The organism is Bradyrhizobium sp. USDA 3262 (genome assembly GCF_054060035.1).
In genome coordinates this window covers 4,572,326-4,593,214 of record NZ_JBSSCT010000001.1, presented here as the reverse complement: position 1 = coordinate 4,593,214, position 20,889 = coordinate 4,572,326, and the positions used below count along the sequence as shown (strand labels likewise).

Below are 20,889 nucleotides of genomic sequence, written 5' to 3'. Positions count from 1 at the left end.
TTCTCACAGCGCCATCACCCGCGGCGACAGGACGGGGCCGACGACGTTGCGGCAATCGCTTCCTGGCCAAGGCCTGAAGATCGTGGCGAAAGAGGATGCCGGGACCGAGCGTTGATGCCGTCTTTCGCCCATCGAAGCCGCGCCAGGTGGAAGCCCAAGCGACCTGACGGCCGGTTTAAATTCTGTCTCGGCGCGCCCATATTCGTGACAGGTTCGCAAACACTGACGGCACCAGATTGTCCGAACAATTGTCGATGTTCGATGCGCCGGCCGCAGGTCCGGCGGGTCTGCACTACGCGCCGGATTTCATCTCCAAAGCGACCGAGGGCGAACTCATCCGCCACATCCGGGCACTTCCGCTTGCCCCCTTCCAGTTCGGACAGTTCGAAGGCAAGCGCCGCGTGGCTTCGTTCGGTTACCGGTACGACTATGCGTCGCGCCGACTGGAATGTGCCGAGCCGATCCCGTCCTGGTTAAACGGCATCGTCGCCGCAATCCAAACCTTCGGCGGCGCGTCGACCAAAATCGGGCAGATCCTGTGCACCGAGTATGATCGCGGCGTCGGTATCGGCTGGCACCGCGACAAGCCGCATTTCGACCGGATCTTTGGACTGTCCCTGGGATCCGCATGCAAGTTCCGCTTTCGTCGTCGGACGGAAAACGGATGGGAGCGGTTCACGCTCGATGCGGCGTCCCGATCACTCTACCTGATGGTCGGTGATGCACGGCAGATATGGGAGCACAGCATTCCGCCGGTCGAGGCCCCCAGATACTCGATCACCTTTCGAACCATGGTCGAAACGGCGCGGGGCGCCAAAGCGTCGCGATGACCTTGGATTGCCGGTTCCAGCGCTCCGCTGCGCATCGCCGCATCAACCCTGATCGAGCACTACTCCGATCCGATCGGAAGACGCGATCATGAGCGGAAGGTGCGACCAACACCGCGCGAATGGTTGATAGGACGGAGGCGGACGAGCTTGGGAAGTTCGTCCGCCGAGAGATCGCGCGCCCCCGGATCTCGATCGCGGGGAACGCACCGGACCTCTCACGCCGCTTTCGCAGCAGCCTTGTCCGCCGGTGCCGTTTCCATGGCGCGCATGTAGAGATCGAGCAGCGATTCGCGCTCGTCGCGCTCATCCTGATCCTGCTTTCGCAGCTTGACGATCTCCTTGAGGATCTTCACGTCGAAACCCTCACCCTTGGCTTCCGAAAACACTTCCTTCTTCTGCTCGTTCAGTTCCTGCAGTTCAGCGTCCAGATTCTCGATCCGCTCGATGAAGGAACGAATTTTTCCGCCGGGAACGGTGATGTCAGACATGGTGCCTCTTTGTTGAATGAGGCGGTGAAAATGAAAGCAAAGTGATAACCAATGTCTTAAACTTCAGCGGTCCTGTAACGCATCTACCCCGCGGCTTGCCGCGGTATTCAGATCGCAATCCAGCTGATTACGGCCGCGGCCGACGTCCAGAGCGTCCATCCAAGGCCAAGCAAGGACATCACCGCGGCTGCCATTGCCACAGCCAACAGCAGACCATCTTCCTGCAGGTAGGCAATCGCGATCAGGACGACCACAATCCCGGGAATGACGTTGACCAGAGGCAGGGGCCAGCCCGCCAACAGACCCAACAGGAACACGACCAAGCCAACAAGCCGGTCAGTCACGTCATGGCGCGCGTTCCAGCGCGGCCGGCTGATGTTCTCGATCGCGCGCAGCAGCGGACCCGCCCTGACGGTGAACCGCTTGAATCGCTTGAAGTCGAACGGCCGCTTCGACAGGAAGCGGGGAAAGGATGGAGCACTGTGCCCCAACATCATCTCGACCGCCGGAAACAGGAGGGCCAGCGTCGCAACCGTGGCCACGCCAGGGACGATCACGAGTAGCCCCAGCAACAGCAGGAGCAGCCCGAACGAGCGCCTGTCGAGATGGCTGAGGAGCCATTCGAGGTCGACGGGGCCATCAGGTGCTTGCGCGACGAGTTCTTCGAGGAGTTGGGAAGTACGGGCAGGCGCTGAGGGGGGAACGGGCAAATGGAGCATTACCCGGTAACATGGTCGAACTCCGTATTGATTGCAACGAATGCCAGAGGCGCCTAGGAAGCATTGATGGACAACGATTCCGACCAGGCGTGGCACGGCCATGCGCCGAAAAGCCCCCTGCCCGCCGGTCGCCGCCGCTGGCCGTGGTTCCTTCTGATCGTCGTCCTCGCCCTTGTCGGCGCTGGCGGCGTCTACGCTTGGCCCGAAGTCGCGGCGTTGGTCCCCGCCATAAGCCACGAATCGTCCGGCGAGGCGATGACGACGAGCGACAAGGAGGCATTGCCAACTCTCCTCGCGACCCAGCAGAAGCTCGAGGAAGACCTCGCCGCACTCGATCGGTCGGTAGCCGACGGGCAGGCGCAGTTGAAGGCCATTACCGACCAGTTGGCGGTCCTGACCTCGAAGGTCGACGAGTTGCAGCATCTGCCCCCGCCGGCAGCGCCGCCGCCACCTGTTGCGGCCGAGGTGCCGCGCGCCCCGATCGCGCCACCCGCCCCGCAGCCGAGAAAGCCGCCGCCTCGGGCCGCCAGGACTTCGGGTCCCGTTTCGATTGGCGGCGCACCGCTCAATGCCGCGCCCGGCGGCATGGCCCGTTGAGCCCAGAAATGCCCCAAACCGCATTCCGATATTTGGCTTGGGGTTTGATCCTGGGCCTCTTCATCGTCACCGATACAACGCTGGCATTTCGTCCCCACACGTTGATATCGCCAAACGCCGATCGCTTTGCCGCGCTCTTCGTTGTCGGTGCCGTCTTTTCGTTCGCCTATCCGAAGCATGTCCTGCCAATCCTGCTGGCACTTCTCGCCGTCATTGTCGGCTTCGAACTGATACAAAAGCTGCTCGCCGGCAGGCATGGCTACATAAAAGACATATTCGTCAAAGGTGCCGGCTGTTGCGCAGGCGTTGTCGCCGCCACTGCCCTGAGACGCGCGCGTTCAGCGATGTCCAAGCCTACAGGTAACTCCTGACATTCTGCGCCGCCTTTGCCTGTTCGACATTGGGGCAGAGGCACGTGTCGGCAACCTTCGGTCCAATCCACCATGGGCAGGTTGACCAGGCTCCGGCCAGGGAAAGACGCTGCGCAAGCCTGCCCCTGGCAGGGGCAAGTCCGCTATTCAAATTGGACCGGCTCGGATCCGGGATAGGAATGAGCAACGAACTCGCAGAACGCGCGAGCCGCCGGAGAAAGCTTCGCCTTGTCCTTCCAGGCAAGCCCGACATCCATGGTGTGGACATCGTCATCGAGCGTCTTGAGATCGATGCGATGTCCTTCCAGCGACCAGGGACGGTAGACCATGTCGGACAGGATGGTAATTCCCATGCCGGTTGCGACCATGCTCCGAACCGCTTCGACCGACAGGGTCCGGAAGATGACGTTCGGCACGTGCGCCGTATGCTGCCAGTAACGCATCGCGGAGCGTTCGGCTTCATCGACGGTCAACATCAGATAGGGCTCGCTTGCCAGGTCCGCCAGCTTGATGCTGTCCTTGCGCAGCAGCGGATGATTGACGCAAGTCCACAAGCGACGCGGCGAGCGCAACAAGAGCCGCGAGCGAATGGAGTGCCGGTCATGCAGGTTTGCAACCAGCATGATGGCCGCATCGACGCTACCGCTGATCAAGCTCTGCTCGATCGCGTCGCGCGGAAACTCGTGGAGACGCACCGTGATGCCCGGGAATGATCGCCAGAAGCGCGACAACAAGGGCGGCAGGAAATATCCGGCGATGGTGTAGCTGACGGCGACATCGACGGTGCCGTCGACCTGCATTCCCCAACGATGCGGCCCACGTATGGCATCCGACACGCTGGCCTCGATGGCGCGGGCACGCTGCAAGAACTCCCGTCCGTCAAAGGTCAACGTCACGCCGTTCGAATGACGGTCGAACAGCTTGTGACCGAGCTCGGCCTCGAGCGCCTTGATGGACGCGGTGACCGCAGACTGGGTCACGCTGAGCGCCGCCGCGGCGGCCGAAACGCGCCCGGTCTCGGCGGTTGCGATGAAATGCCGAACCTGACGGAACGTCAGAGACATAAAAATTTCCGATATCAGCGAACGATATTTCGAATTTTACAATCCCCCGGGGGAACGGAAAAATCAATCCGTCGGTTCGCGAGTGAGAGGCATTGAGGTCATGTCCGATGGTTTGGAATTGGTCGCTCGCGATATCAGCGTCCAATTCGAAGGCCTGAAGGCGCTGTCCAACGTGACCTTGACCGTACCGCGGGGACGTATCGTCGGACTGATCGGTCCGAATGGAGCCGGCAAGACCACCCTTATTAACGTGCTGACGGGTTTCCAGCCGGTTGGCGCCGGAACCATGGAACTGGAGGGCGACACGCTGAATGGCATTGCAGCGCACAAGCTGCGCCGCAAAGGCGTGGCGCGGACCTTCCAGTCGGGCCGGCTTTTCCGCGACCTGCCGGTGATGGACAACCTTGAGGTGACCGGCGTCGGCCTGGGCCAATCCCGTCCGGAGGCGATCGGAGAAGCCGAGCGCGTGATGGCCTGGCTCGGCATTTCGCATCTGTCCAACACGATTGCCGGCGCCCTGCCCTATACCGACGAGCGCCGCGTCGCGATCGGCCGCGCCATCATGTGCACACCGCGCTATCTGCTGCTCGACGAACCGGCGGCTGGAATGTCGGAGCATGAGAGCCACGAACTTGCCGCCATCATCCGGCGGATCGCCGGCGAGCTCAATGTCGGGGTGCTGCTGATCGAGCACAATATCGGCCTCGTGCTCGAGCTCTGCGAACGGATCTACGTCCTCGATTCCGGCGAGGTCATCGAAGTCGGCCCGCCCGCTCAGATCCGTGACAGCGATGCGGTGAGGCACGCCTATATGGGTACGCAGCGCGACGAGCTGCTTCCGCCGGTCGCCGCCGAAGAGGCCGTCGCGTCATGACGCTGCTTGCCGTCGACGACATCACCGTCAGCTACGGGCGCCTGACGGCTCTCCGCGGCCTGACGCTGAACATCGAGGAAGGCGAAATCCTGTTCGTGACCGGCCCGAACGGCGCCGGCAAGTCGACCTTGCTCAACGCCATCGCGGGCGTCGTGCCACCGGGCTCCGGGTCCATCATGATCGATGGCGCAAAGATCACGGGTGCCGCGCCCGAAGACATCGCCCGGCGTGGATTCTCCCTGGTTCCGGAGGGACGCAATGTCTTTGGCGCGCTGACGATCGAGGAGAATCTGAAGGTCGGGACCGGGATGCGCGCCGACCGCAAGAAGATCGCCGACGATCTGGATCAGGTCTACGAGGAATTCCCGATGCTGGCCGAGCGCCGCCACACCCCGGCGGGCATGCTCTCCGGCGGTCAGCAGCAGATGCTCGTCATTGGCCGCGCCTTGATGGCCGCGCCCCGCATCATGGCGATCGACGAGCCGTCGCTGGGCCTTGCGCCAAAAATCATCGACCAGGTCTATGAGATCCTGGTGCGGCTGCGGACGCAGCGCAAGCTCACCCTCCTGATCGTCGAGCAGAGCTCGACACGCGCCATGATGACGGGCGGACGGATGGTCCTGATCCGCGGCGGCCGCATCGTGCTCGAGGGCCCAGCGGCCGATATGGTCAGGGATGATCGTCTGAAGCAGTCCTATTTCGGCTTCGGAGATCATTGAGATGCGCGAGCTGCTCCAGATCATCTTCGATGCCCTCAGCCTCGGTAGCCTCTACGCCCTTGGCGCGCTCGGCATCGCCCTGATCTTCGGCGTGATGCGGCTCGTCAACTTCGCCCACGGCGATTTCATCGCGTTTTGCGTCTTCGCCATGCTGTGGCCGTCGATCGACGCGGCGGCGATCGTCTTTGCCGGGCAGCTGCCGTTCTATCTGTTGATCCCACTGCTGCTCCTGATCGGAGCCGCGCTGTCGATCCTGTCGGAGATCGTCGTCTTCCGCCGCTTCCGCAATGCCAATCCGGCGACGATGATGATCGCTTCCTTCGCGCTCGGCTTCGTGATCCGGCATCTCCTGCTGATGCTGTTTTCCAGCCGGCCGAAATCGATCACCCTGTGGCCGAGCCTTGGCCTGCCGGTCGAACTCCTCGGCGCTCACATCCCGATGCTCCAGGTCGTGACCATCATCATCACGCTGGCCGTGCTGGTGGTCCTCGTCCTGTTCCTCAAGCGCACGCGCTACGGGCTCGAGATGCGCGCGGCCGCCGACAATTTCACCATGGCGCGCATGCTCGGGGTCCGCGCCAACGGCGTGATCCTGCTGGCCTTCGCCATCAGCGGCATGCTGGCGGCGGCGATCGGCCTGATCCTGGCGACCAATTCCGGCACCGCCGACATCGGCATGGGCGCCAACGTGATGCTGATCGCGTTCATCGCGACCGTGATCGGCGGCCTCGGCAGCATTCCCGGCGCCGTTGCCGCCGGCTTCCTGATCGGTGCGGCCAGCGTCGTGTTCCAGGCGACCCTGCCACACGACGCCAGGGTATTCCGCGACGCCTTCGTCTACGGCGCCGTCATCGTCGTCCTTCTGGTGCGGCCGCAGGGCCTGTTCGCACCGAAATCCGCCAAGCAGAGGGTCTGATCGATGTCGCAGCGGCCGTCCGTCATCCGGCAAACGATCATCACGCCGATCGTGCTGATCGTGGCGCTGCTCATCATGGCCGCCCTCTCCTATCAATTCGGCAGCCGGGCCTTCAACCGCACCGTGGTCGAGATGTTCATCAACATCATGGTGGTGGTCGGGCTCTACGTCTTCGTCGGCAATTCGGGCCTGCTGTCGTTCGGCCATATCAGCTTCATGTGCCTCGGCGCCTACATGACCGCCTGGCTCACCATTCCGCCGGTGATGAAGTCGATCACGCTCAAGGGCCTGCCGGCGTGGCTGCTCCACGCGCAACTGCCGATGTGGGTGGCGACGCCGATATCCGGACTGTTTGCGGCACTGTTCGCGCTGATCGTCGGCCGCGTCATCATGCGCCTGTCGGGCATCGCAGCCTCGATTGCGACCTTCGGCCTGCTCGGCGTCGTCAACAATGTCTATTCGAACTGGGATTCGGTGACGGGCGGACAGGGTTCGATCGTCGGCATTCCGCCCACCATGAATGTCTGGACCGGATGGATCGGCGGCGCCGTGGCCATCGCGATCGCCTATCTCTACTCGATCTCGCGCTCCGGACTGGCACTTCGCGCCACGCGAGACGAAGCCGTCGCGGCCAGCGCCTCCGGCATCGATATCGTTCGCGAGCGGCTGATCGCCTTCGTCGTCAGCGCCTTCATCATCGGGCTCGCCGGCGCGCTGTACGCGCATTTCCTGAGCATCGTCAATCCCGGCGCATTCTATCTGCGGACGACGTTCATTACGCTGTCGATGCTGGTGGTCGGCGGCATGTACAGCCTCAGCGGAGCCGTCTCGGGCGTGGTCGCGATATCCGTGCTGATCGAGCTGTTCCGCAATCTCGAAAAGGGCATCAGCCTCGGCGGTCACACCGTCGGCCTGCCGAACGGTGTCCAGGAGATCGCGATCGGCATCATCACCATCGCGATCCTGATGTACTTGCCGACGGGACTGACCCGCAACCAGGAATTCTCCTGGCGTCGATGGCCGTTGCAGCGCCGCCTGACGCCACCGGTTCAGACCGCGCTGAAGGAACTGCACTGACGCTCGTTTGTACAATTGGAGGAGTGGGGTTATGCGCTTTACGACATTACTCAGCATCTTGGCCGGAGCATCCGCGCTCTGGTTCACGCCGGCCCGGGCAGCCAACGAGATCGTTGTTGGATTTGCGACCGCTGCATCCGGATTCATGCAGGCCTATGACAAGCCGGCGCAGGACGCGGCGCTGATCCGGATCGAGGAGATCAACAAGGCCGGCGGCCTGCTCGGCAAGAAGATCAAGCCCGTCTTTGCCGACACCAAGACCGATCAGGCCGAGGGTGCCAAAGCCGGCCTTGCGGTGCTCGACCTGGGTGCCGACCTCGTCATCGTCTCCTGCGACTACGATTTCGGCGCGCCCGCGGCGCTGCAGGCGCAGGCTGCCGGCAAGGTTTCCTTCTTCCTCTGCGCCGAATCGATCAAGGCCGGCATCCCCGGCGTCGGCCCGTTCTCGTTCTCGGCCTCGGTGCTGGCACCGGTGCAGGGAGCGACCATGTCGGAATGGGCTTACACCAAGAAGAACGCACGCAGCTTCTATCGGCTGCTCGACAGCTGGACCGTCTACAACAAGGGCATCTGCGACGGCTTCGACTGGATGCTGCCGCGCCTGAAGGAGGCCAAGCTGGTCGGCAGCGACACCTTCAAGAACGACGATGCCTCGATCGCTTCGCAGATCACGCGCATCAAGAGCCTGCCGAAGGAGCCTGACGCCATCATGCTCTGCACAATGATGCCGGGCGCTGTCTCCGCCATCAAGCAGATCCGTGCCGCCGGCATCAAGTCGATGATCCTCAACGGGTCGGGTGTCGACGGCAGCTACTGGATGAACGCCGTTCCTGACCTCTCGAACTTCTACGTCCCGGTGCAGGGCTCGGTCTATGGCGACGATCCGAACCCGAAGGTCAACGAGTTCAACAAGAAGTACAAGGAGGTCACCGGCGGTGACCCCTCCAGCCAGTACGTCTATCCGGGCTACGTCCTGATCGACGTCTGGGCCAAGGCGGTCGAACGCGCCAAATCGACCGATGCGGCAGCCGTCGTGGCCGAGCTCGAGAAGATGAACAACGAGTCCACGCTGTTCGGGCCGCGCACCTTCACCAAGGACATCCACCACCAGAACCAGGGTCGTTATCTGATCGTCGATACCGAGGCCGGCAAGCCTCAGGTGATCGACCAGTGGACGATCTCGGAAAAGATCCCGCTCGACTATCTGGTGTCCAAGTAACCCGGCAATGCGCCGCCCTGGGTGCGCCAGTCATACCCTGGGCGGCCTTCGCCGGTCATATGCAAAGCCAGTTGGAAGGAAATCAGGAGATGGTCGTGATCAACTGCGACATGGGCGAGGCCTACGGCCTCTACAAGATGGGCGACGACAAGGCATTGATGCCTCATATCGACGTCGCGAACGTCGCTTGCGGCTTTCATGCCTCCGACTTCAATCACATGCGCAAGACCGTGCAGCTCGCCAAGCAATTTGGCGTCAAGGTCGGGGCGCACCCGTCGCTGCCCGATCTGCAGGGATTTGGTCGCCGGGAGATGAAGATCGACCGCGAGGAGCTGGCCAATTGCCTGCTCTATCAGATCGGCGCACTCAAGGCCTTCCTGGATGCCGAAGGCATGGCGCTCAATCACATCAAGCCGCACGGCGCACTTTACGGCATGGCATCGCGCAACGAGGAGATCGCCGAAGCCGTGGCTGATGCCGCTGACGTCTACAAGGTGCCGCTGCTCGGCATGAAGGGAACGCTGCACCAGAAGGTCTACGAGCGGCGCGGTCATGCCTTCGTCGCCGAATACTATGCCGACCTCGACTACAATGCCGACGGCAGCCTGATCATCACCCGCGAGCACGAGGCGAAGGATCCGGCCGACGCCGCCACCCGATGCGCAAGGGCGGTCAATGAAGGCAAGACGCGCACGGTGGCCGGAAACGACATCGTGGTCGGCTCCGATTCGATCTGCATCCACTCCGACACGCCGAACGCTGTTGCCATCGCCGAGGCCGTCCGCGAGGCGGTGCGCCCCTATCTCACCGCGCGCTGAACCGTCGCGGCAACGAACCAACACACCACGAGGAAACAATGGCAACGCAGCAGATCTTCTCGCCGCTCCCAGGCATCTTTTATCGCAAGCCCGCGCCCGACAAGCCGGTCTACAAGAACGACGGCGACGCCGTCGCCGAGAGCGACACGATCGGGCTTATCGAGGTGATGAAATCGTTCAACGAGGTGAAAGCCGGCATCGCCGGCAAGATCGTCCGCTTCCTGGCCGAGAATGAAGATGCCGTGATGGCCGGCCAGCCGATCGCCGAAATCGACGTTTAGGGCTCTTCGACCAGCCATGGCGATCAAGAAGCTCCTCATAGCCAATCGCGGCGAGATCGCGGTGCGCATCATCCGCGCAGCGCGCGATCTCGGCATTGCAACCGTGCAGGTCTACAGCAAGGCCGACCAGGACTCGCTTGCGGTCAGGCTCGCCGACGAAGCGGTCGATATCGGTCCGCCGCAGGCGTCGAAATCCTATCTCAACCAGACGGCCATCCTCGCCGCGGCGCGGAGCACCGGCGCCGACGCCATCCATCCCGGCTACGGCTTCCTGGCCGAGAACGCCGAGTTCGCCGCCGCCGTCGAAGCGTCGGGATTGATCTTTGTCGGCCCGACCGCGCAATCGATCCGGCTGATGGGCGACAAGGTCGCGGCACGCGAGGCCGCCGCCGCGGCCGGCGTGCCGACCGTCCCCGGCAGCCAGGGGCGGCTGGAGTCGGCGGAGGCGGCTTTCGCACTGGTCGAGAAAACCGGCTTCCCCGTGATGATCAAGGCCGCCGCCGGAGGTGGCGGACGCGGCATCCGCATTGCGCGTTCGCCAGAGGAGTTTCGGCATCTGATGCCGCAGGCACAGGCCGAGGCGCTCGCGGCCTTTGGCGACGGCGGGCTTTACGTCGAAAAGCTGATCGAAGGCGCGCGGCATATCGAGGTGCAGGTGCTCGGCGACGGACACGACGTGATCCATTGCTTCGAGCGCGAATGCTCGTTGCAGCGCCGCCGCCAGAAAGTGTGGGAAGAAGCCCCCTCGCCCTCGCTCACCCAGGCCGTGCGGGAGAGACTCTGCACCTCGGCCGTGGCACTCGCCAGAGCGGTCAATTATCGCGGCGCCGGGACGCTCGAATATCTCTACGACGACGTCACCGGCGAATTCTACTTCCTGGAGATGAACACTCGCATCCAGGTCGAGCATCCGGTCACGGAAATGATCACGGGCATCGACCTCGTCCGCGAGATGATCCAGATCGCCGGCGGCGAACGCTTGCGCATCGGCCAGAACGAGATGCGCGTTAGCGGCCATTCGATCGAGGTCCGTATCAACGCCGAGGATCCCGCCAGAAACTTCCTGCCGAACCCGGGCACGGTGAGCGCGCTCAGCCTGCCCGTCGGCGACGGCGTTCGCTTCGACAGCATGCTCTATCAGGGCTACACGGTGCCTCCCTTCTACGACAGCCTGCTCGGCAAGCTGATCGTGCACGACAAGGACCGGCCGAGCGCCATGAAGAAACTCGAGCACGCGCTTGCCGAGCTCAGCGTCGAAGGCATTTTCACGACCAAGCCCCTGCACCAGGCGCTGGCGCGCGACGCCGACGTCCAGGCTGGACGCTTCCATACGGCATGGCTCGAACCATGGCTTGAGTCCCATGCCGCCGCCCTTGCCACCGCTCAGCCGCCATCACCCGCGAAGGTCGCCTCATGATGTCGAGAGAATCCGCCCCGTCAGCAACAGGAGGCCGCTAGCATGCAAACTCGATTTTCCTTCGGCGGCGATGAGCACATTTTCGCCGAGGTCGGCGAAGCGATGTCGCTCGAGGCCTTTTTCAAGAGCCTGTTCATCACCAATGCGGTGCGCGATGCCAGGATCAAGGGCGTCACCGAGATCTGCCCGGCGAACGCGTCCTATCAGGTCAAGTTCGATCCGGATCAGATCAAGCCGGACGATCTCCTCGCCGAGCTGAAGCGGCTGGATTCCGCATCCGAGAAATCGGAACCGGTAATCAAGACGCGGATCATCGAGATTCCCGTGCTCTACAACGATCCCTGGACCCATGAGACCTTGATGCGCTTCCGCGAGCGTCACCAGGATCCTGATGGCACCGACCTCGAATACGCTGCGCGCATCAACGGCCTCGACAGCGTCGATGCCTTCATCAAGGCGCATTCCAGCGCGCCCTGGTTCGTCTCGATGGTCGGCTTCGTCGCCGGCCTGCCCTTCCTCTACCAGATGGTCGAGCGCAAGCGGCAGCTTCAGGCCCCGAAATATCTGCGCCCGCGCACGGATACGCCGAAGCTCACCGTCGGGCATGGCGGCTGTTTCAGCTGCATCTATTCGGTGCGCGGCGCCGGCGGTTACCAGATGTTCGGCATCACGCCGATGCCCATCTATGATCCCAACCAGACCATCAGCTATTTGCGCGACTTCATGTGCCTGTTCAAACCGGGCGACATCGTGAAATGGAAACCGATCGACCGGGCGGCCTATGACGCTGCGGTCGCCGACGTCGACGCCGGCCGATTTGCGCCCGTGATCCGCGACGTCTCGTTCTCGCTGACCGAGTTCAACCGCGACATTGATGGCTACAACAGCAAGCTCGATGGAGTTCTCCATGGCCGTTAGGGTTTTGAAGCCGGGTCTTGCGACCACCGTCCAGGACCTCGGACGTCCCGGCTATTATCACATCGGCATCCCGCTCTCCGGGGGCATGGACCGTCACGCGCTGGTCGCCGCAAATCTGCTCGTCGGCAATGATGCAGGCGCAGCGGTGCTTGAAGCGGTGTTCATGGGGCCCGAGCTTGAATTCACCAAGGACGCCACGGTCGCCGTCACCGGCGCGGAGCTGCCGCCGAAACTCGACGGCGACCCGCGCGAGACCTGGACCAGCTTCAAGGTGAAGCGCGGCCAGATTCTCTCCTTCGACTTCCTCAAGCGAGGCGCGCGCGGCTACATCGCGGTCGCCGGTGGCATCGATGTGCCCGTGGTGCTCGGCTCGCGATCGACCTACGCACTCGGCGCGCTCGGCGGCTTCAAGGGCCGCAAGCTCGAGGCCGGCGACGAATTGCCGGTCGGCCATGCCAGCGCGACGGTCAAGGACGGTCGCACCGTCGCCAACGATTTGCGCGGACAACCGGCGGGAATGCCGACAGAGCTGCGCGCCATGCCCGGCCTCTATTGGCACCGCATCACCGAGGCCGCCGGCAACGGCTTCTTCTCCGACACCTGGAAGGTCGCGCCGGAAGCCGACCGGATCGGCTACCGCTTCAAGGGTGGCAAGCCGCTCGAATTCGTTCCGCGCGAACCGCCGTTCGGCGCCGGCTCCGATCCGTCCAACATCACCGATGCCTGCTATCCCTACGGCTCGATCCAGGTTCCCGGCGGTACCGAGCCGATCGTGCTGCATCGCGACGCCGTATCCGGCGGCGGCTACTTCATGGTCGGCACCGTGATCGCCGCCGATATGGATCTGATCGGCCAGCTGCAGCCCAACACGCCGGTGAAGTTCGTCAAGGTCGACATGGATCAGGCGCTTGCGGCACGCAAGAGCCGGACCGAGCTGCTGGGCAAGCTTCGCAGCGCCATGGCGTAATCGCCAGGAGCTCGCCGCATCTGCCAACGGACCTCGGCCGCCGGCGCCGACGCGATCGCGCATGGTCACGTCTAAACCTGTGGCTGTCGGTTGCGCGCTCGCACATCTGAGGTCGGTGCCACGGCGTGCTGTCCGTCGGGCGGCACGAGAGTTGCAGCGGACACATTCGGGCTGAGAAACACTGCTCATGAGTTATGCAAACATCGGAACAACCGCGATGTCCGTTTCTCTGAAACAGATCCGCTACTTCGTCGCCGCCGCCGAGACCGGGCGGATCAGCCAGGCGGCCATCGATCTCAACGTCTCGCAATCCGCGGTCACCGCGGCGATCCAGCAGCTCGAGGCCACCGTCTGCGCCCGCTTGCTGGAGCGCGCGCCGAACGGCGTAACCGTCACCATGGAGGGCAGCCGCTTCCTCTCCCAGGGCCGTCATATCCTCGCCGCCGTCGCCGAGGCGGTGCGCGACACGCAGATGTCCGCCGGTCCCCTGTTCGGGACGATCCGCGTCGGCGTCACCTACACCGTGTCGGGCTACTTCCTGCCGCGTCATCAGATGCGCTTCAAGGCGAGTTTCCCCGGAATCACGATCGAGCTGTTCGAGGCGCCGCGCGACGTGCTCGAACGCGCACTCGTCGATGGTGCGCTCGACCTCGCGGTGATGCTGGTGTCGAACCTGCGCGACAACGCCATGCTCACCAGCGAGACATTGCTGCGATCGCCGCGCCGGCTGTGGCTTGCGCCCGAACATCCCCTGACCCGTGCCGAGCGGGTCCACCTCGCTGACGTCGCGACCTATCCCTATGTCATGCTCACGGTCGACGAGGCCAAGCACACCTCGATGCGCTATTGGAACAACGCCTCACTCGAACCGAAGACGGTGTTCCGCACCTCCTCGGTCGAAGCCGTCCGCTCCATGGTCGCCGGCGGCATGGGGATCGCCATTCTGTCCGACCTGATCTACCGGCCCTGGTCGCTGGAGGGGCAGCGGATCGAGACCCGCGTCATCGAGGACGAGGTGCCCAGCATGGACATCGGTCTTGCCTGGCGTCGCGACACCAAGCCATCGGAGGCTGCCATGGCTTTCCGCGATTTCATGCGCTTTGCGGTTGCCGGCGTCGGGCCCGCCCGGCCCCCGGTCAGCGTCGATCACCGGCACCAGGCCGAGGAGGCCATCGAAATCTAGAATATCAGTTTCCGTTTTATTCGACTTGACGCCGTCCGGCTGTCCTCGCCAAACTTTGTTCGGGGACACGACGACCGGAGGCACAGCCGGCGGCGGGAGTGAGACATGCAAGTCACGTACACGACCAACGACATTCCGTCGCAGACCCGCCGCCAGTACTGGCAGGAGGTCGTCTCGAAGACCTATTACTCGCTCGACCTGCGCTTCCCGAGCACGCGCGACTTCAATGCGCGCCTCGGCGCCTGGTCGATGGGCCCTGTCTCGGTGTCCCGCAACATTGCCAACGGCCTGCTGTACAAGCGGCATGAGCGGCATCTCCTGAGCGAGCGGGAGGAATCCTTCCTGATCACGGTGCCCGAGCTCGCCGAAATCCGTTTCGAGCAGGACGGCAAGGTGGTGCATTGCCGGCCGGGCGCGTTCCTGATCGAACGCAGCCACCTGCCCTACGAGTTCAGCCATCAGGATCCGACGGCGCTATGGTGCCTGAAGATCCCGAGCGCAGTGCTGCGCGCCCGCATTTCCCGGCCCGAGCGCCTCGCGACGCTGCAATTCGACGCCAGCCGCAGCGTCGGCGCGCTGTTCGTCGACACGCTGCGCCTCTCCGGTGAACGGATCGAGGAAATGGACGAGACGGCGCGCACGATGATGGGCAAGCACCTGATCGAGCTGCTTGCGATGGCCATTGAATCCGACGACCGTGTGTTGACCGGTCACTCGTCCTCCGTGCGCAACGGCCATTTGCTGCGTTGCGAGCAATTCATCCGTGCCCGCCTCGACGATATGCGGCTCACACCGCAGATGATTGCCGACGGCTGCGGCATCTCGCTGCGCTATTTGCACCAGATTTTCGAGGGCGAAGGTCTGACCGTCTGCGCCTACATCCGCAACCAGCGCCTTTCAATGTGCGACGCCTTGCTGCGCGACGCGAACTGCCGCAAGAGCATTTCGGAAATCGCCTATCAATGGGGCTTTGCCGACCAGGCGCAGTTCAGCCGCAACTATCGCGGCCGGTTCGGATGCACCCCGAGCGAGGCGCGCGCCATTTCGCGCACAGCCAACTCCTGAAGACTGGCCCTGCTGATCGATTCTTAGGCACACCGCCGCCGGTCTGGGCATGTATGGGCACCGGCACGGTTCGCTCTCTCGCACAAATCTTCCTGCGCTCAGCGTCAAGAACCGAAGCCGCCGCTCCGCCTAAGATCGGCGAAACGCTCGTTCGAAAGGAAGAGGCATGGCGCAGAACCTTCGTGTGGCCGTCGACGTCGGAGGCACCTTCACCGACATCTGCATCATGGACGAGACGACCGGTCTCGTGCGGATCGAGAAGACCTCCTCCACGCGCGACCCGATCGAAGGGATCATGGGCGGCGTATCCAAGGCCGGCATCGACCTGTCGAAGGTGGCGTTGTTCTCGCACGGCACCACGATTGCCACCAATGCGCTGATCACGCGCCGCCTGCCGCGCACCGCGGTGGTCACGACCAAGGGGTTCCGCGACGTCATCGAGATCCGGCGCGCCAACAAGGAGGACCTCTGGGACACCTACAAGGACGTGGTGCGGCCTTATGTGCCACGGCGCGACCGCCTCACCGTGCCCGAACGCGTCGATGCTGCCGGCGCGGTGATCGAGCCGCTCGACGTCGAAGCTGCGCGCAGCGTCGCACGCATCCTCAAGCGTCGCGGCGTCGCCGCAGTCGCGGTGTGCTTCATGAACGCCTATCTCAACGGCGCCAATGAGCGCGCGATGCGCGATATTCTGCTGGCCGAGATGCCCGACATTCCGGTCTCGATCTCCTCGCAGGTGCTTCCCGAAATCTTCGAGCACGAGCGGTTCTCGACGACGGTCGCCAATGCCGTGGTGAGCCCGGTCGTCGTCAACTACACGAGCCGGCTCGGCGAACGCCTCGCAGACGAGGGCTACACTCGCGACCTTCTGCTGCTGCACACCGGTGGCGGCGTGATGACGCCGGCGAGCGTGAAGGATTTCGCGGCGCGCCTTGCCGGCTCTGGCATCGCCGCCGGCGCCATCGCCAGCCGCCATATCGCCGGTCTTTGCGGTTTCCCCAATTCGATCGGCCTCGACATGGGCGGCACATCGACCGACGTGTCGCTGGCCTATGAGGGCCAGTCGCGGATCACCAAGGACTGGCATATCGAGTTCGGCTATCCGATCCGCTTCGCATCGATCGAGGTGCTCACCATCGGTGCCGGCGGCGGCTCGCTGGCCTGGACCGATCCGGCCGGCTCGCTGCGCAACGGCCCGCAATCGGCCGGCGCCTATCCGGGACCGGCCTGCTATGGCAACGGCAATACGCAACCGACCAACACCGATGCCAATGTGACGCTCGGCCGGCTTGGCACCGATCTCGCCGGTGGCAAGGTCAAGCTCGACCCCGAGCTGGCGCGGCAAGCGGTCGAGGGCGGCGTTGCCAAGCCGTTCGGCCTCGGCCTGCATGAAGCCGCAGATGCAATCGTCAAGGTCGCCAACGCCAACATGTCGGATGCGGTGCGGCTGATCTCGATCAGTCGCGGCTACGATCCACGCGATTTTGCGCTGGTGGCGTTCGGCGGCGCCGGTGCCCTGCATGGGGTCGACGTCGCACGTGAGCTGGCGATTCCCGTCGTGATCGTACCGCCCAATCCTGGCGTGACCTCGGCGCTCGGTTGCCTGCTCGTCGACATGCAGCACGATTTTTCGCAAAGCTGCATGGCCGACGCCGCCGAGGCCGACGCCACCGAGATCGAGGCGCAGTTCGCCGAGCTCGAGAAAGCCGCGCTCACGCGGTTGACCCATGAGGGCGTCGCGCAGCAAGACATCGTGCTGCAGCGCTCGATCGACATGATGTATCGCGGCCAGTGGCGTTCGCTTGCCGTCAACGCGCCGCGGCCGATCGGCGCGATCGCCGATCTGGTGCAGAGCTTCCATGCCGAGCATCAGCGCGAATACAATTTCCGCCGCGACAGCGCACCGGTCAGCTTCTTCCGTCTCAATCTGAAGGCAGTGGGGGTGGTGCCCAAGGCCGAGTTTGCCGTCCACGAGCCGACCGGCGCTAGCCCCGAGCCGGTCAGCCGCCGCAGGGTCTGGTTCGAGGGCAGCGGGCTCGATACACCCGTCTATCGGCGCGACGACCTGCCCTGCGGCTTCTCTTTTCAAGGCCCCGCGATCATCGAACAGGTCGATGCCACTACCGTCGTTCCGCCCGGCGCCAGCGCCGAGGTCGACAAATATCTCAACATCATCATCCGCGTGAAGGAGTGAACCATGGCCGGAGCTCTCCCGCTCGACCCCGTGACCTTCGAGGTTCTGAAGAACTCCTTCATCACCAGCGTCGACCAGATGGGCGAGCAGGTCTTGAGGACCTGCTACTCCTTTGTCATCTACAATCGCGATTTCTCGAGCGCGCTGCATGACGCCAACGGCGAATGCGCGGCGCAGGGCAACCAGGATATCGCCGTCCACGTCGGCACGCTGCATTTCACCTGCAAGGATGTCATGCGCCATTTCGAAGGCGACATGCATGAGGGCGACGTCTTCGCCATCAACGATCCCTATGCCGGCGGCACGCACTTCTCGGACGTCCGCCTGATCCGTCCGATCTTCGCCGACGGCAAGATCATCGCCTTCAGCCAGTCCAACGGACATTGGTCCGACGTCGGCGGCAGCGTGCCGGGATCGTTCGACGTCGCCGCCCGCGAGATGTTCCGCGAGGGCCTGCGCATCACGCCGGTCCGGCTGTTCGACAAGAACGGCCTGCGCAAGGACGTCGCGCATCTGATCGCCTCGAATACGCGCGATCCGGCCTCGATCATCGGCGATATCCAGGCACAGGCCGAAGCGACGGCCGTCTGCGAACGCGAGATCCTGCGCCTGGTCGGCAAATATGGCCGTGATACCGTCGAGACCGGGCTTGCCGCCGTGCAGGATTATGTCGAACGCTCGGCACGCCAACGCATCGCAGCGCTTCCTGACGGCGAATGGGAGACGGTCGATTTCATCGACCGCGATCCAGCCGGCGGCGAAGGCATGATCCCGATCCGCATCAAGATGACAATCAAGGGCGACCGCGCGATCTACGACTTCACCGGCAGCCATCCGACCATCGGCTCGATCTACAATTCGGCGTTCGGCGCGACCTTTTCCGCCGTCGCCGCCGGCATGAAGACATTCTTCCCCGACCTGCCGCTCAATTCCGGTTTCTACCGCTGCTTCGAGATCATCGCGCCCGAAGGCTCGATCGTCGACGCCAAATGGCCGATCGCGGTCACCGGCTTTCTGATGCCGTTCGAGAAGATCATGAACTCGATCTACGAAATGTGGTCGAAGCTGATGCCGGAGCGCGCGCTCGCTTGCGCGTTCAATCTCGAATATCTGCTCACCGGCGGGCTCGATGCCCGCAGCTCCGACAAGCCGATCTTCATGTTCTATGACTGGCTGCCCGGCGGCTGGGGCGGGCGCAACGGCAAGGATGGCAGCAATGTCACGACCGCCTGCTTCGGCACCGGCCTGATGTCGCAGCCGGTCGAAGGCCAGGAGCGCGCCAACCCGATCCTGACGACGGAATGCGAGATCCTCAAGGACTCTCCCGGCCCCGGCAAGTGGCGCGGCGGCGCCGGCGTGGTGAAGACGTCGCGGATGCTTCAGGCCGAAAAAACCGTGATTTCCTATATCTGCGACCGCGAGCGTGCGATCGTGTGGGGCATCGAGGGCGGTCTGCCGTCGATGCCGCACGGCCTGACCCTGAAGCGCGCCGGCAGCACGTCCGAGGAGCGGCTCGGCTCGATCTTCTCGGACGTCCCGATCGGCGAAGGCGACACTTTCTCGCGTCCGACCGCCGGCGGCGGCGGGTTTGGCGATCCGCTGGAGCGCGATCCGAACCTCGTCGTCGAGGATATCAAGGACGACTATGTCTCGGTCGAGCGCGCCGCCAAGGACTATGGCGTCGTGGTGCACACCATCGACGCCGAGCTCTGCAACTACGAGGTCGACAAGGTCGCGACCGAGGCGCTCCGCGCGAAGATCCGCTCCGAGCGCGTTGTCAATGTCCGGCTCGATCCGGAGCTGGTGGCGCAACGCTATCGCAGCGGGGCAATCGACGCGCTCGACGCGATCCGCAAGCACGCGGTGATCCTCGATTGGGGCACCGGCGCCTTGCTTCCCGAATCCACGCGCCAGTTCCGCGAAGTGTTCGAGCGGCGCTCGGTCGCAATGTGGAAAGCGGGTTGATTGCCATCGCCGGCCGCGCCGCCGCCGGCGGCACAGAGCGTTCACGAAAAACTGGATCCGACATCGCCCCTCCACTTTCATTCGAACCATGAGGATTGTGCTATGACGAGTACGACGTGCCTTTCCCACAATCGAGTTTGGCCGATCCGCCGCGCGCTCGGCCTTGCCGCAGGCCTCACCCTTGCCGCCGCGGTCGCGCCGGCCGCGGCCGAGACGCCGTGGTTTCCGATGAAGGTCTACGACGCGTCGTCTGGCACACCGAAGCCGGCCGAGTACACGCCGCTGCCGAAGGCCGAGAAGCCCTACAGGCTCTGTGTGCTGTTTCCGCACATGAAGGACAGTTTCTGGGTCGCCGTTGCCTATGGCATCGTCAAACAGGCCGAGGCGATGAACGTCAACATGAACCTCTACGAGGCCGGAGGTTACGAGAACCTGCCGAAACAGCTGTCGCAATTCGATGACTGCATGGCGAGCGGACCGGACGCCATCATCGTCGGCGCCATCTCCGGCGCAGGCCTCAGCAAGAAGTTCGAGGAAGCCAAGGCCAAGGGCGTGCCGGTCGTCGGCGTCACCAACCCGCTGCCGCCGAACGCGCTGCCCGCGGCCAACTACGTCGACTTCGTCGCCATGGGCGAAGTCACCGGCGCCGGCCTGCTGGCGCAATCCAAGCCTGGCGACAAGCTCAACATCGTGACGTTCCCCGGTCCGGCCGGCTCTGGCTGGGCGGAGTCGTTCAACGAAGGCTTCAAGAAGGCCGTTGCCAAGAACCCGAACGCCAAGATTCTGGCCGAGAAATTCGGCGACTCCGGCGTCGCCGTGCAGCTTCAGCTCATTCAGGACGCCTTGCAGGCCTATCCCGCCATGAACGTGATCTGGGGCACCGCCCCCACCGCTGAAGCCGCCATCGGCGCCGTTGCCGAGGCCGGCCGAAGCGACCTGAAGATCGTATCGTCTTACGAAAACCAGGCCATGCTCGATGCGCTCAACCGCGGCGACATCCTCGCCTTCGCAACCCAGTATCCGGTCGGCGAAGGCGCCGTTGCGATCGATCAGGCGGTGCGTCTCATCGAGAAGAAGCCGGTCATGAGCCTTGTCCAGCCGATCGCCGCGGTCATCGACAAGACCACGGTACCGAAATTGCAGATGGACCTCGTGCTGGCGCCGGCGAGCTGGACACCGGTCTATTCGGTCAAGGCCAAGTAAGCCG

At 63.8% G+C, this 20,889-nt stretch carries 21 protein-coding genes; 18 read left to right on the top strand and 3 right to left on the bottom strand.

Annotated elements, in window-relative coordinates:
* The first annotated feature begins 236 nt into the window (after positions 1–236).
* On the top strand, positions 237–830 hold the full coding sequence (locus tag ACVWYP_RS20940) for an alpha-ketoglutarate-dependent dioxygenase AlkB (protein WP_369525572.1): 594 nt from the start codon (positions 237–239) through the stop codon (positions 828–830).
* 215 nt (positions 831–1,045) lie between these two features.
* Here the strand turns inward: ACVWYP_RS20940 and ACVWYP_RS20935 are convergent, their stop codons facing one another.
* Together ACVWYP_RS20935 and ACVWYP_RS20930 are read right to left on the bottom strand one after the other, a co-directional pair.
* Positions 1,046–1,318: a DUF2312 domain-containing protein gene (locus tag ACVWYP_RS20935; protein WP_304499644.1), complete on the bottom strand. Its 273-nt coding sequence runs from the start codon at positions 1,316–1,318 to the stop codon at positions 1,046–1,048.
* Between the two features lie 107 nt (positions 1,319–1,425).
* A complete protein-coding gene (locus ACVWYP_RS20930; protein WP_304499643.1) occupies positions 1,426–2,037 on the bottom strand; it encodes an exopolysaccharide biosynthesis protein in 612 nt (203 codons plus the stop codon).
* A gap of 66 nt (positions 2,038–2,103) precedes the next feature.
* On the opposite strand from ACVWYP_RS20930, the gene ACVWYP_RS20925 reads away from it, so the two are divergent.
* Entirely contained in the window at positions 2,104–2,634 is a 531-nt protein-coding gene (locus tag ACVWYP_RS20925; RefSeq protein ID WP_304499642.1) for a hypothetical protein, read from the top strand.
* Between the two features lie 8 nt (positions 2,635–2,642).
* The gene (locus ACVWYP_RS20920) at positions 2,643–3,005 is read left to right on the top strand and encodes a hypothetical protein (protein WP_304499641.1); all 363 of its coding nucleotides are present in this window, start codon (positions 2,643–2,645) and stop codon (positions 3,003–3,005) included.
* Positions 3,006–3,148: 143 nt separating this feature from the next.
* Here ACVWYP_RS20920 and ACVWYP_RS20915 read toward each other — a convergent pair whose 3' ends face one another.
* Positions 3,149–4,069, bottom strand: a complete 921-nt coding sequence (locus tag ACVWYP_RS20915; protein WP_038381943.1) for a LysR substrate-binding domain-containing protein — start codon at positions 4,067–4,069, stop codon at positions 3,149–3,151.
* A 100-nt stretch (positions 4,070–4,169) separates the two neighbouring features.
* Here ACVWYP_RS20915 and ACVWYP_RS20910 point away from each other — a divergent pair, with 100 nt between their 5' ends.
* The 15 genes from ACVWYP_RS20910 to torT all read left to right on the top strand — a co-directional run bounded on the left by ACVWYP_RS20910 (position 4,170) and on the right by torT (position 20,885).
* A complete protein-coding gene (locus ACVWYP_RS20910; protein WP_304499640.1) occupies positions 4,170–4,943 on the top strand; it encodes an ABC transporter ATP-binding protein in 774 nt (257 codons plus the stop codon).
* A complete protein-coding gene (locus tag ACVWYP_RS20905; protein WP_028345050.1) occupies positions 4,940–5,662 on the top strand; it encodes an ABC transporter ATP-binding protein in 723 nt (240 codons plus the stop codon). The genes ACVWYP_RS20910 and ACVWYP_RS20905 overlap by 4 nt, the downstream gene beginning before the upstream one ends.
* Before the next feature lies 1 nt (position 5,663).
* The gene (locus tag ACVWYP_RS20900; RefSeq protein WP_038381946.1) at positions 5,664–6,578 is read left to right on the top strand and encodes a branched-chain amino acid ABC transporter permease; all 915 of its coding nucleotides are present in this window, start codon (positions 5,664–5,666) and stop codon (positions 6,576–6,578) included.
* 3 nt (positions 6,579–6,581) lie between these two features.
* On the top strand, positions 6,582–7,655 hold the full coding sequence (locus tag ACVWYP_RS20895; protein WP_304499639.1) for a branched-chain amino acid ABC transporter permease: 1,074 nt from the start codon (positions 6,582–6,584) through the stop codon (positions 7,653–7,655).
* A gap of 31 nt (positions 7,656–7,686) precedes the next feature.
* On the top strand, positions 7,687–8,874 hold the full coding sequence (locus tag ACVWYP_RS20890; protein WP_304499638.1) for an ABC transporter substrate-binding protein: 1,188 nt from the start codon (positions 7,687–7,689) through the stop codon (positions 8,872–8,874).
* Positions 8,875–8,963: 89 nt separating this feature from the next.
* Positions 8,964–9,692 (top strand): 5-oxoprolinase subunit PxpA, encoded by a 729-nt coding sequence (gene pxpA, locus ACVWYP_RS20885; RefSeq protein WP_028345053.1) that lies wholly within the window; start codon positions 8,964–8,966, stop codon positions 9,690–9,692.
* A 38-nt stretch (positions 9,693–9,730) separates the two neighbouring features.
* Complete coding sequence (locus ACVWYP_RS20880; RefSeq protein WP_018270951.1) at positions 9,731–9,973, top strand: acetyl-CoA carboxylase; 243 nt, start codon at positions 9,731–9,733, stop codon at positions 9,971–9,973.
* A gap of 16 nt (positions 9,974–9,989) precedes the next feature.
* On the top strand, positions 9,990–11,390 hold the full coding sequence (locus tag ACVWYP_RS20875; protein WP_304499637.1) for an acetyl-CoA carboxylase biotin carboxylase subunit: 1,401 nt from the start codon (positions 9,990–9,992) through the stop codon (positions 11,388–11,390).
* Positions 11,391–11,432: 42 nt separating this feature from the next.
* The gene (locus tag ACVWYP_RS20870) at positions 11,433–12,308 is read left to right on the top strand and encodes a 5-oxoprolinase subunit B family protein (RefSeq protein ID WP_028345055.1); all 876 of its coding nucleotides are present in this window, start codon (positions 11,433–11,435) and stop codon (positions 12,306–12,308) included.
* On the top strand, positions 12,298–13,275 hold the full coding sequence (locus tag ACVWYP_RS20865) for a 5-oxoprolinase subunit C family protein (protein WP_304499636.1): 978 nt from the start codon (positions 12,298–12,300) through the stop codon (positions 13,273–13,275). Before ACVWYP_RS20870 ends, ACVWYP_RS20865 begins: the two co-directional genes overlap by 11 nt.
* A gap of 217 nt (positions 13,276–13,492) precedes the next feature.
* Positions 13,493–14,458: a LysR family transcriptional regulator gene (locus ACVWYP_RS20860; RefSeq protein WP_304499635.1), complete on the top strand. Its 966-nt coding sequence runs from the start codon at positions 13,493–13,495 to the stop codon at positions 14,456–14,458.
* 105 nt (positions 14,459–14,563) lie between these two features.
* The gene (locus tag ACVWYP_RS20855; RefSeq protein ID WP_028345058.1) at positions 14,564–15,523 is read left to right on the top strand and encodes an AraC-like ligand-binding domain-containing protein; all 960 of its coding nucleotides are present in this window, start codon (positions 14,564–14,566) and stop codon (positions 15,521–15,523) included.
* Between the two features lie 166 nt (positions 15,524–15,689).
* Positions 15,690–17,717 carry a hydantoinase/oxoprolinase family protein gene (locus tag ACVWYP_RS20850; RefSeq protein ID WP_304499634.1) on the top strand — a complete coding sequence of 676 codons (2,028 nt, stop codon included), beginning with the start codon at positions 15,690–15,692 and terminating at the stop codon, positions 17,715–17,717.
* Between the two features lie 3 nt (positions 17,718–17,720).
* On the top strand, positions 17,721–19,682 hold the full coding sequence (locus tag ACVWYP_RS20845) for a hydantoinase B/oxoprolinase family protein (RefSeq protein WP_304499633.1): 1,962 nt from the start codon (positions 17,721–17,723) through the stop codon (positions 19,680–19,682).
* 102 nt (positions 19,683–19,784) lie between these two features.
* A complete protein-coding gene (gene torT / locus ACVWYP_RS20840) occupies positions 19,785–20,885 on the top strand; it encodes a TMAO reductase system periplasmic protein TorT (protein WP_304499632.1) in 1,101 nt (366 codons plus the stop codon).
* Positions 20,886–20,889 lie beyond the last annotated feature (4 nt).

Coding starts and splice junctions, on each gene's coding strand:
- ACVWYP_RS20935 (WP_304499644.1), bottom strand. CDS start 1,318: ATGTCTGACATCACCGTTCCCGGCGGAAAAATTCGTTCCTTCATCGAG.
- ACVWYP_RS20930 (WP_304499643.1), bottom strand. CDS start 2,037: ATGCTCCATTTGCCCGTTCCCCCCTCAGCGCCTGCCCGTACTTCCCAA.
- ACVWYP_RS20925 (WP_304499642.1), top strand. CDS start 2,104: ATGGACAACGATTCCGACCAGGCGTGGCACGGCCATGCGCCGAAAAGC.
- ACVWYP_RS20920 (WP_304499641.1), top strand. CDS start 2,643: ATGCCCCAAACCGCATTCCGATATTTGGCTTGGGGTTTGATCCTGGGC.
- ACVWYP_RS20915 (WP_038381943.1), bottom strand. CDS start 4,069: ATGTCTCTGACGTTCCGTCAGGTTCGGCATTTCATCGCAACCGCCGAG.
- ACVWYP_RS20910 (WP_304499640.1), top strand. CDS start 4,170: ATGTCCGATGGTTTGGAATTGGTCGCTCGCGATATCAGCGTCCAATTC.
- ACVWYP_RS20905 (WP_028345050.1), top strand. CDS start 4,940: ATGACGCTGCTTGCCGTCGACGACATCACCGTCAGCTACGGGCGCCTG.
- ACVWYP_RS20900 (WP_038381946.1), top strand. CDS start 5,664: ATGCGCGAGCTGCTCCAGATCATCTTCGATGCCCTCAGCCTCGGTAGC.
- ACVWYP_RS20895 (WP_304499639.1), top strand. CDS start 6,582: ATGTCGCAGCGGCCGTCCGTCATCCGGCAAACGATCATCACGCCGATC.
- ACVWYP_RS20890 (WP_304499638.1), top strand. CDS start 7,687: ATGCGCTTTACGACATTACTCAGCATCTTGGCCGGAGCATCCGCGCTC.
- pxpA (WP_028345053.1), top strand. CDS start 8,964: ATGGTCGTGATCAACTGCGACATGGGCGAGGCCTACGGCCTCTACAAG.
- ACVWYP_RS20880 (WP_018270951.1), top strand. CDS start 9,731: ATGGCAACGCAGCAGATCTTCTCGCCGCTCCCAGGCATCTTTTATCGC.
- ACVWYP_RS20875 (WP_304499637.1), top strand. CDS start 9,990: ATGGCGATCAAGAAGCTCCTCATAGCCAATCGCGGCGAGATCGCGGTG.
- ACVWYP_RS20870 (WP_028345055.1), top strand. CDS start 11,433: ATGCAAACTCGATTTTCCTTCGGCGGCGATGAGCACATTTTCGCCGAG.
- ACVWYP_RS20865 (WP_304499636.1), top strand. CDS start 12,298: ATGGCCGTTAGGGTTTTGAAGCCGGGTCTTGCGACCACCGTCCAGGAC.
- ACVWYP_RS20860 (WP_304499635.1), top strand. CDS start 13,493: ATGTCCGTTTCTCTGAAACAGATCCGCTACTTCGTCGCCGCCGCCGAG.
- ACVWYP_RS20855 (WP_028345058.1), top strand. CDS start 14,564: ATGCAAGTCACGTACACGACCAACGACATTCCGTCGCAGACCCGCCGC.
- ACVWYP_RS20850 (WP_304499634.1), top strand. CDS start 15,690: ATGGCGCAGAACCTTCGTGTGGCCGTCGACGTCGGAGGCACCTTCACC.
- ACVWYP_RS20845 (WP_304499633.1), top strand. CDS start 17,721: ATGGCCGGAGCTCTCCCGCTCGACCCCGTGACCTTCGAGGTTCTGAAG.
- torT (WP_304499632.1), top strand. CDS start 19,785: ATGACGAGTACGACGTGCCTTTCCCACAATCGAGTTTGGCCGATCCGC.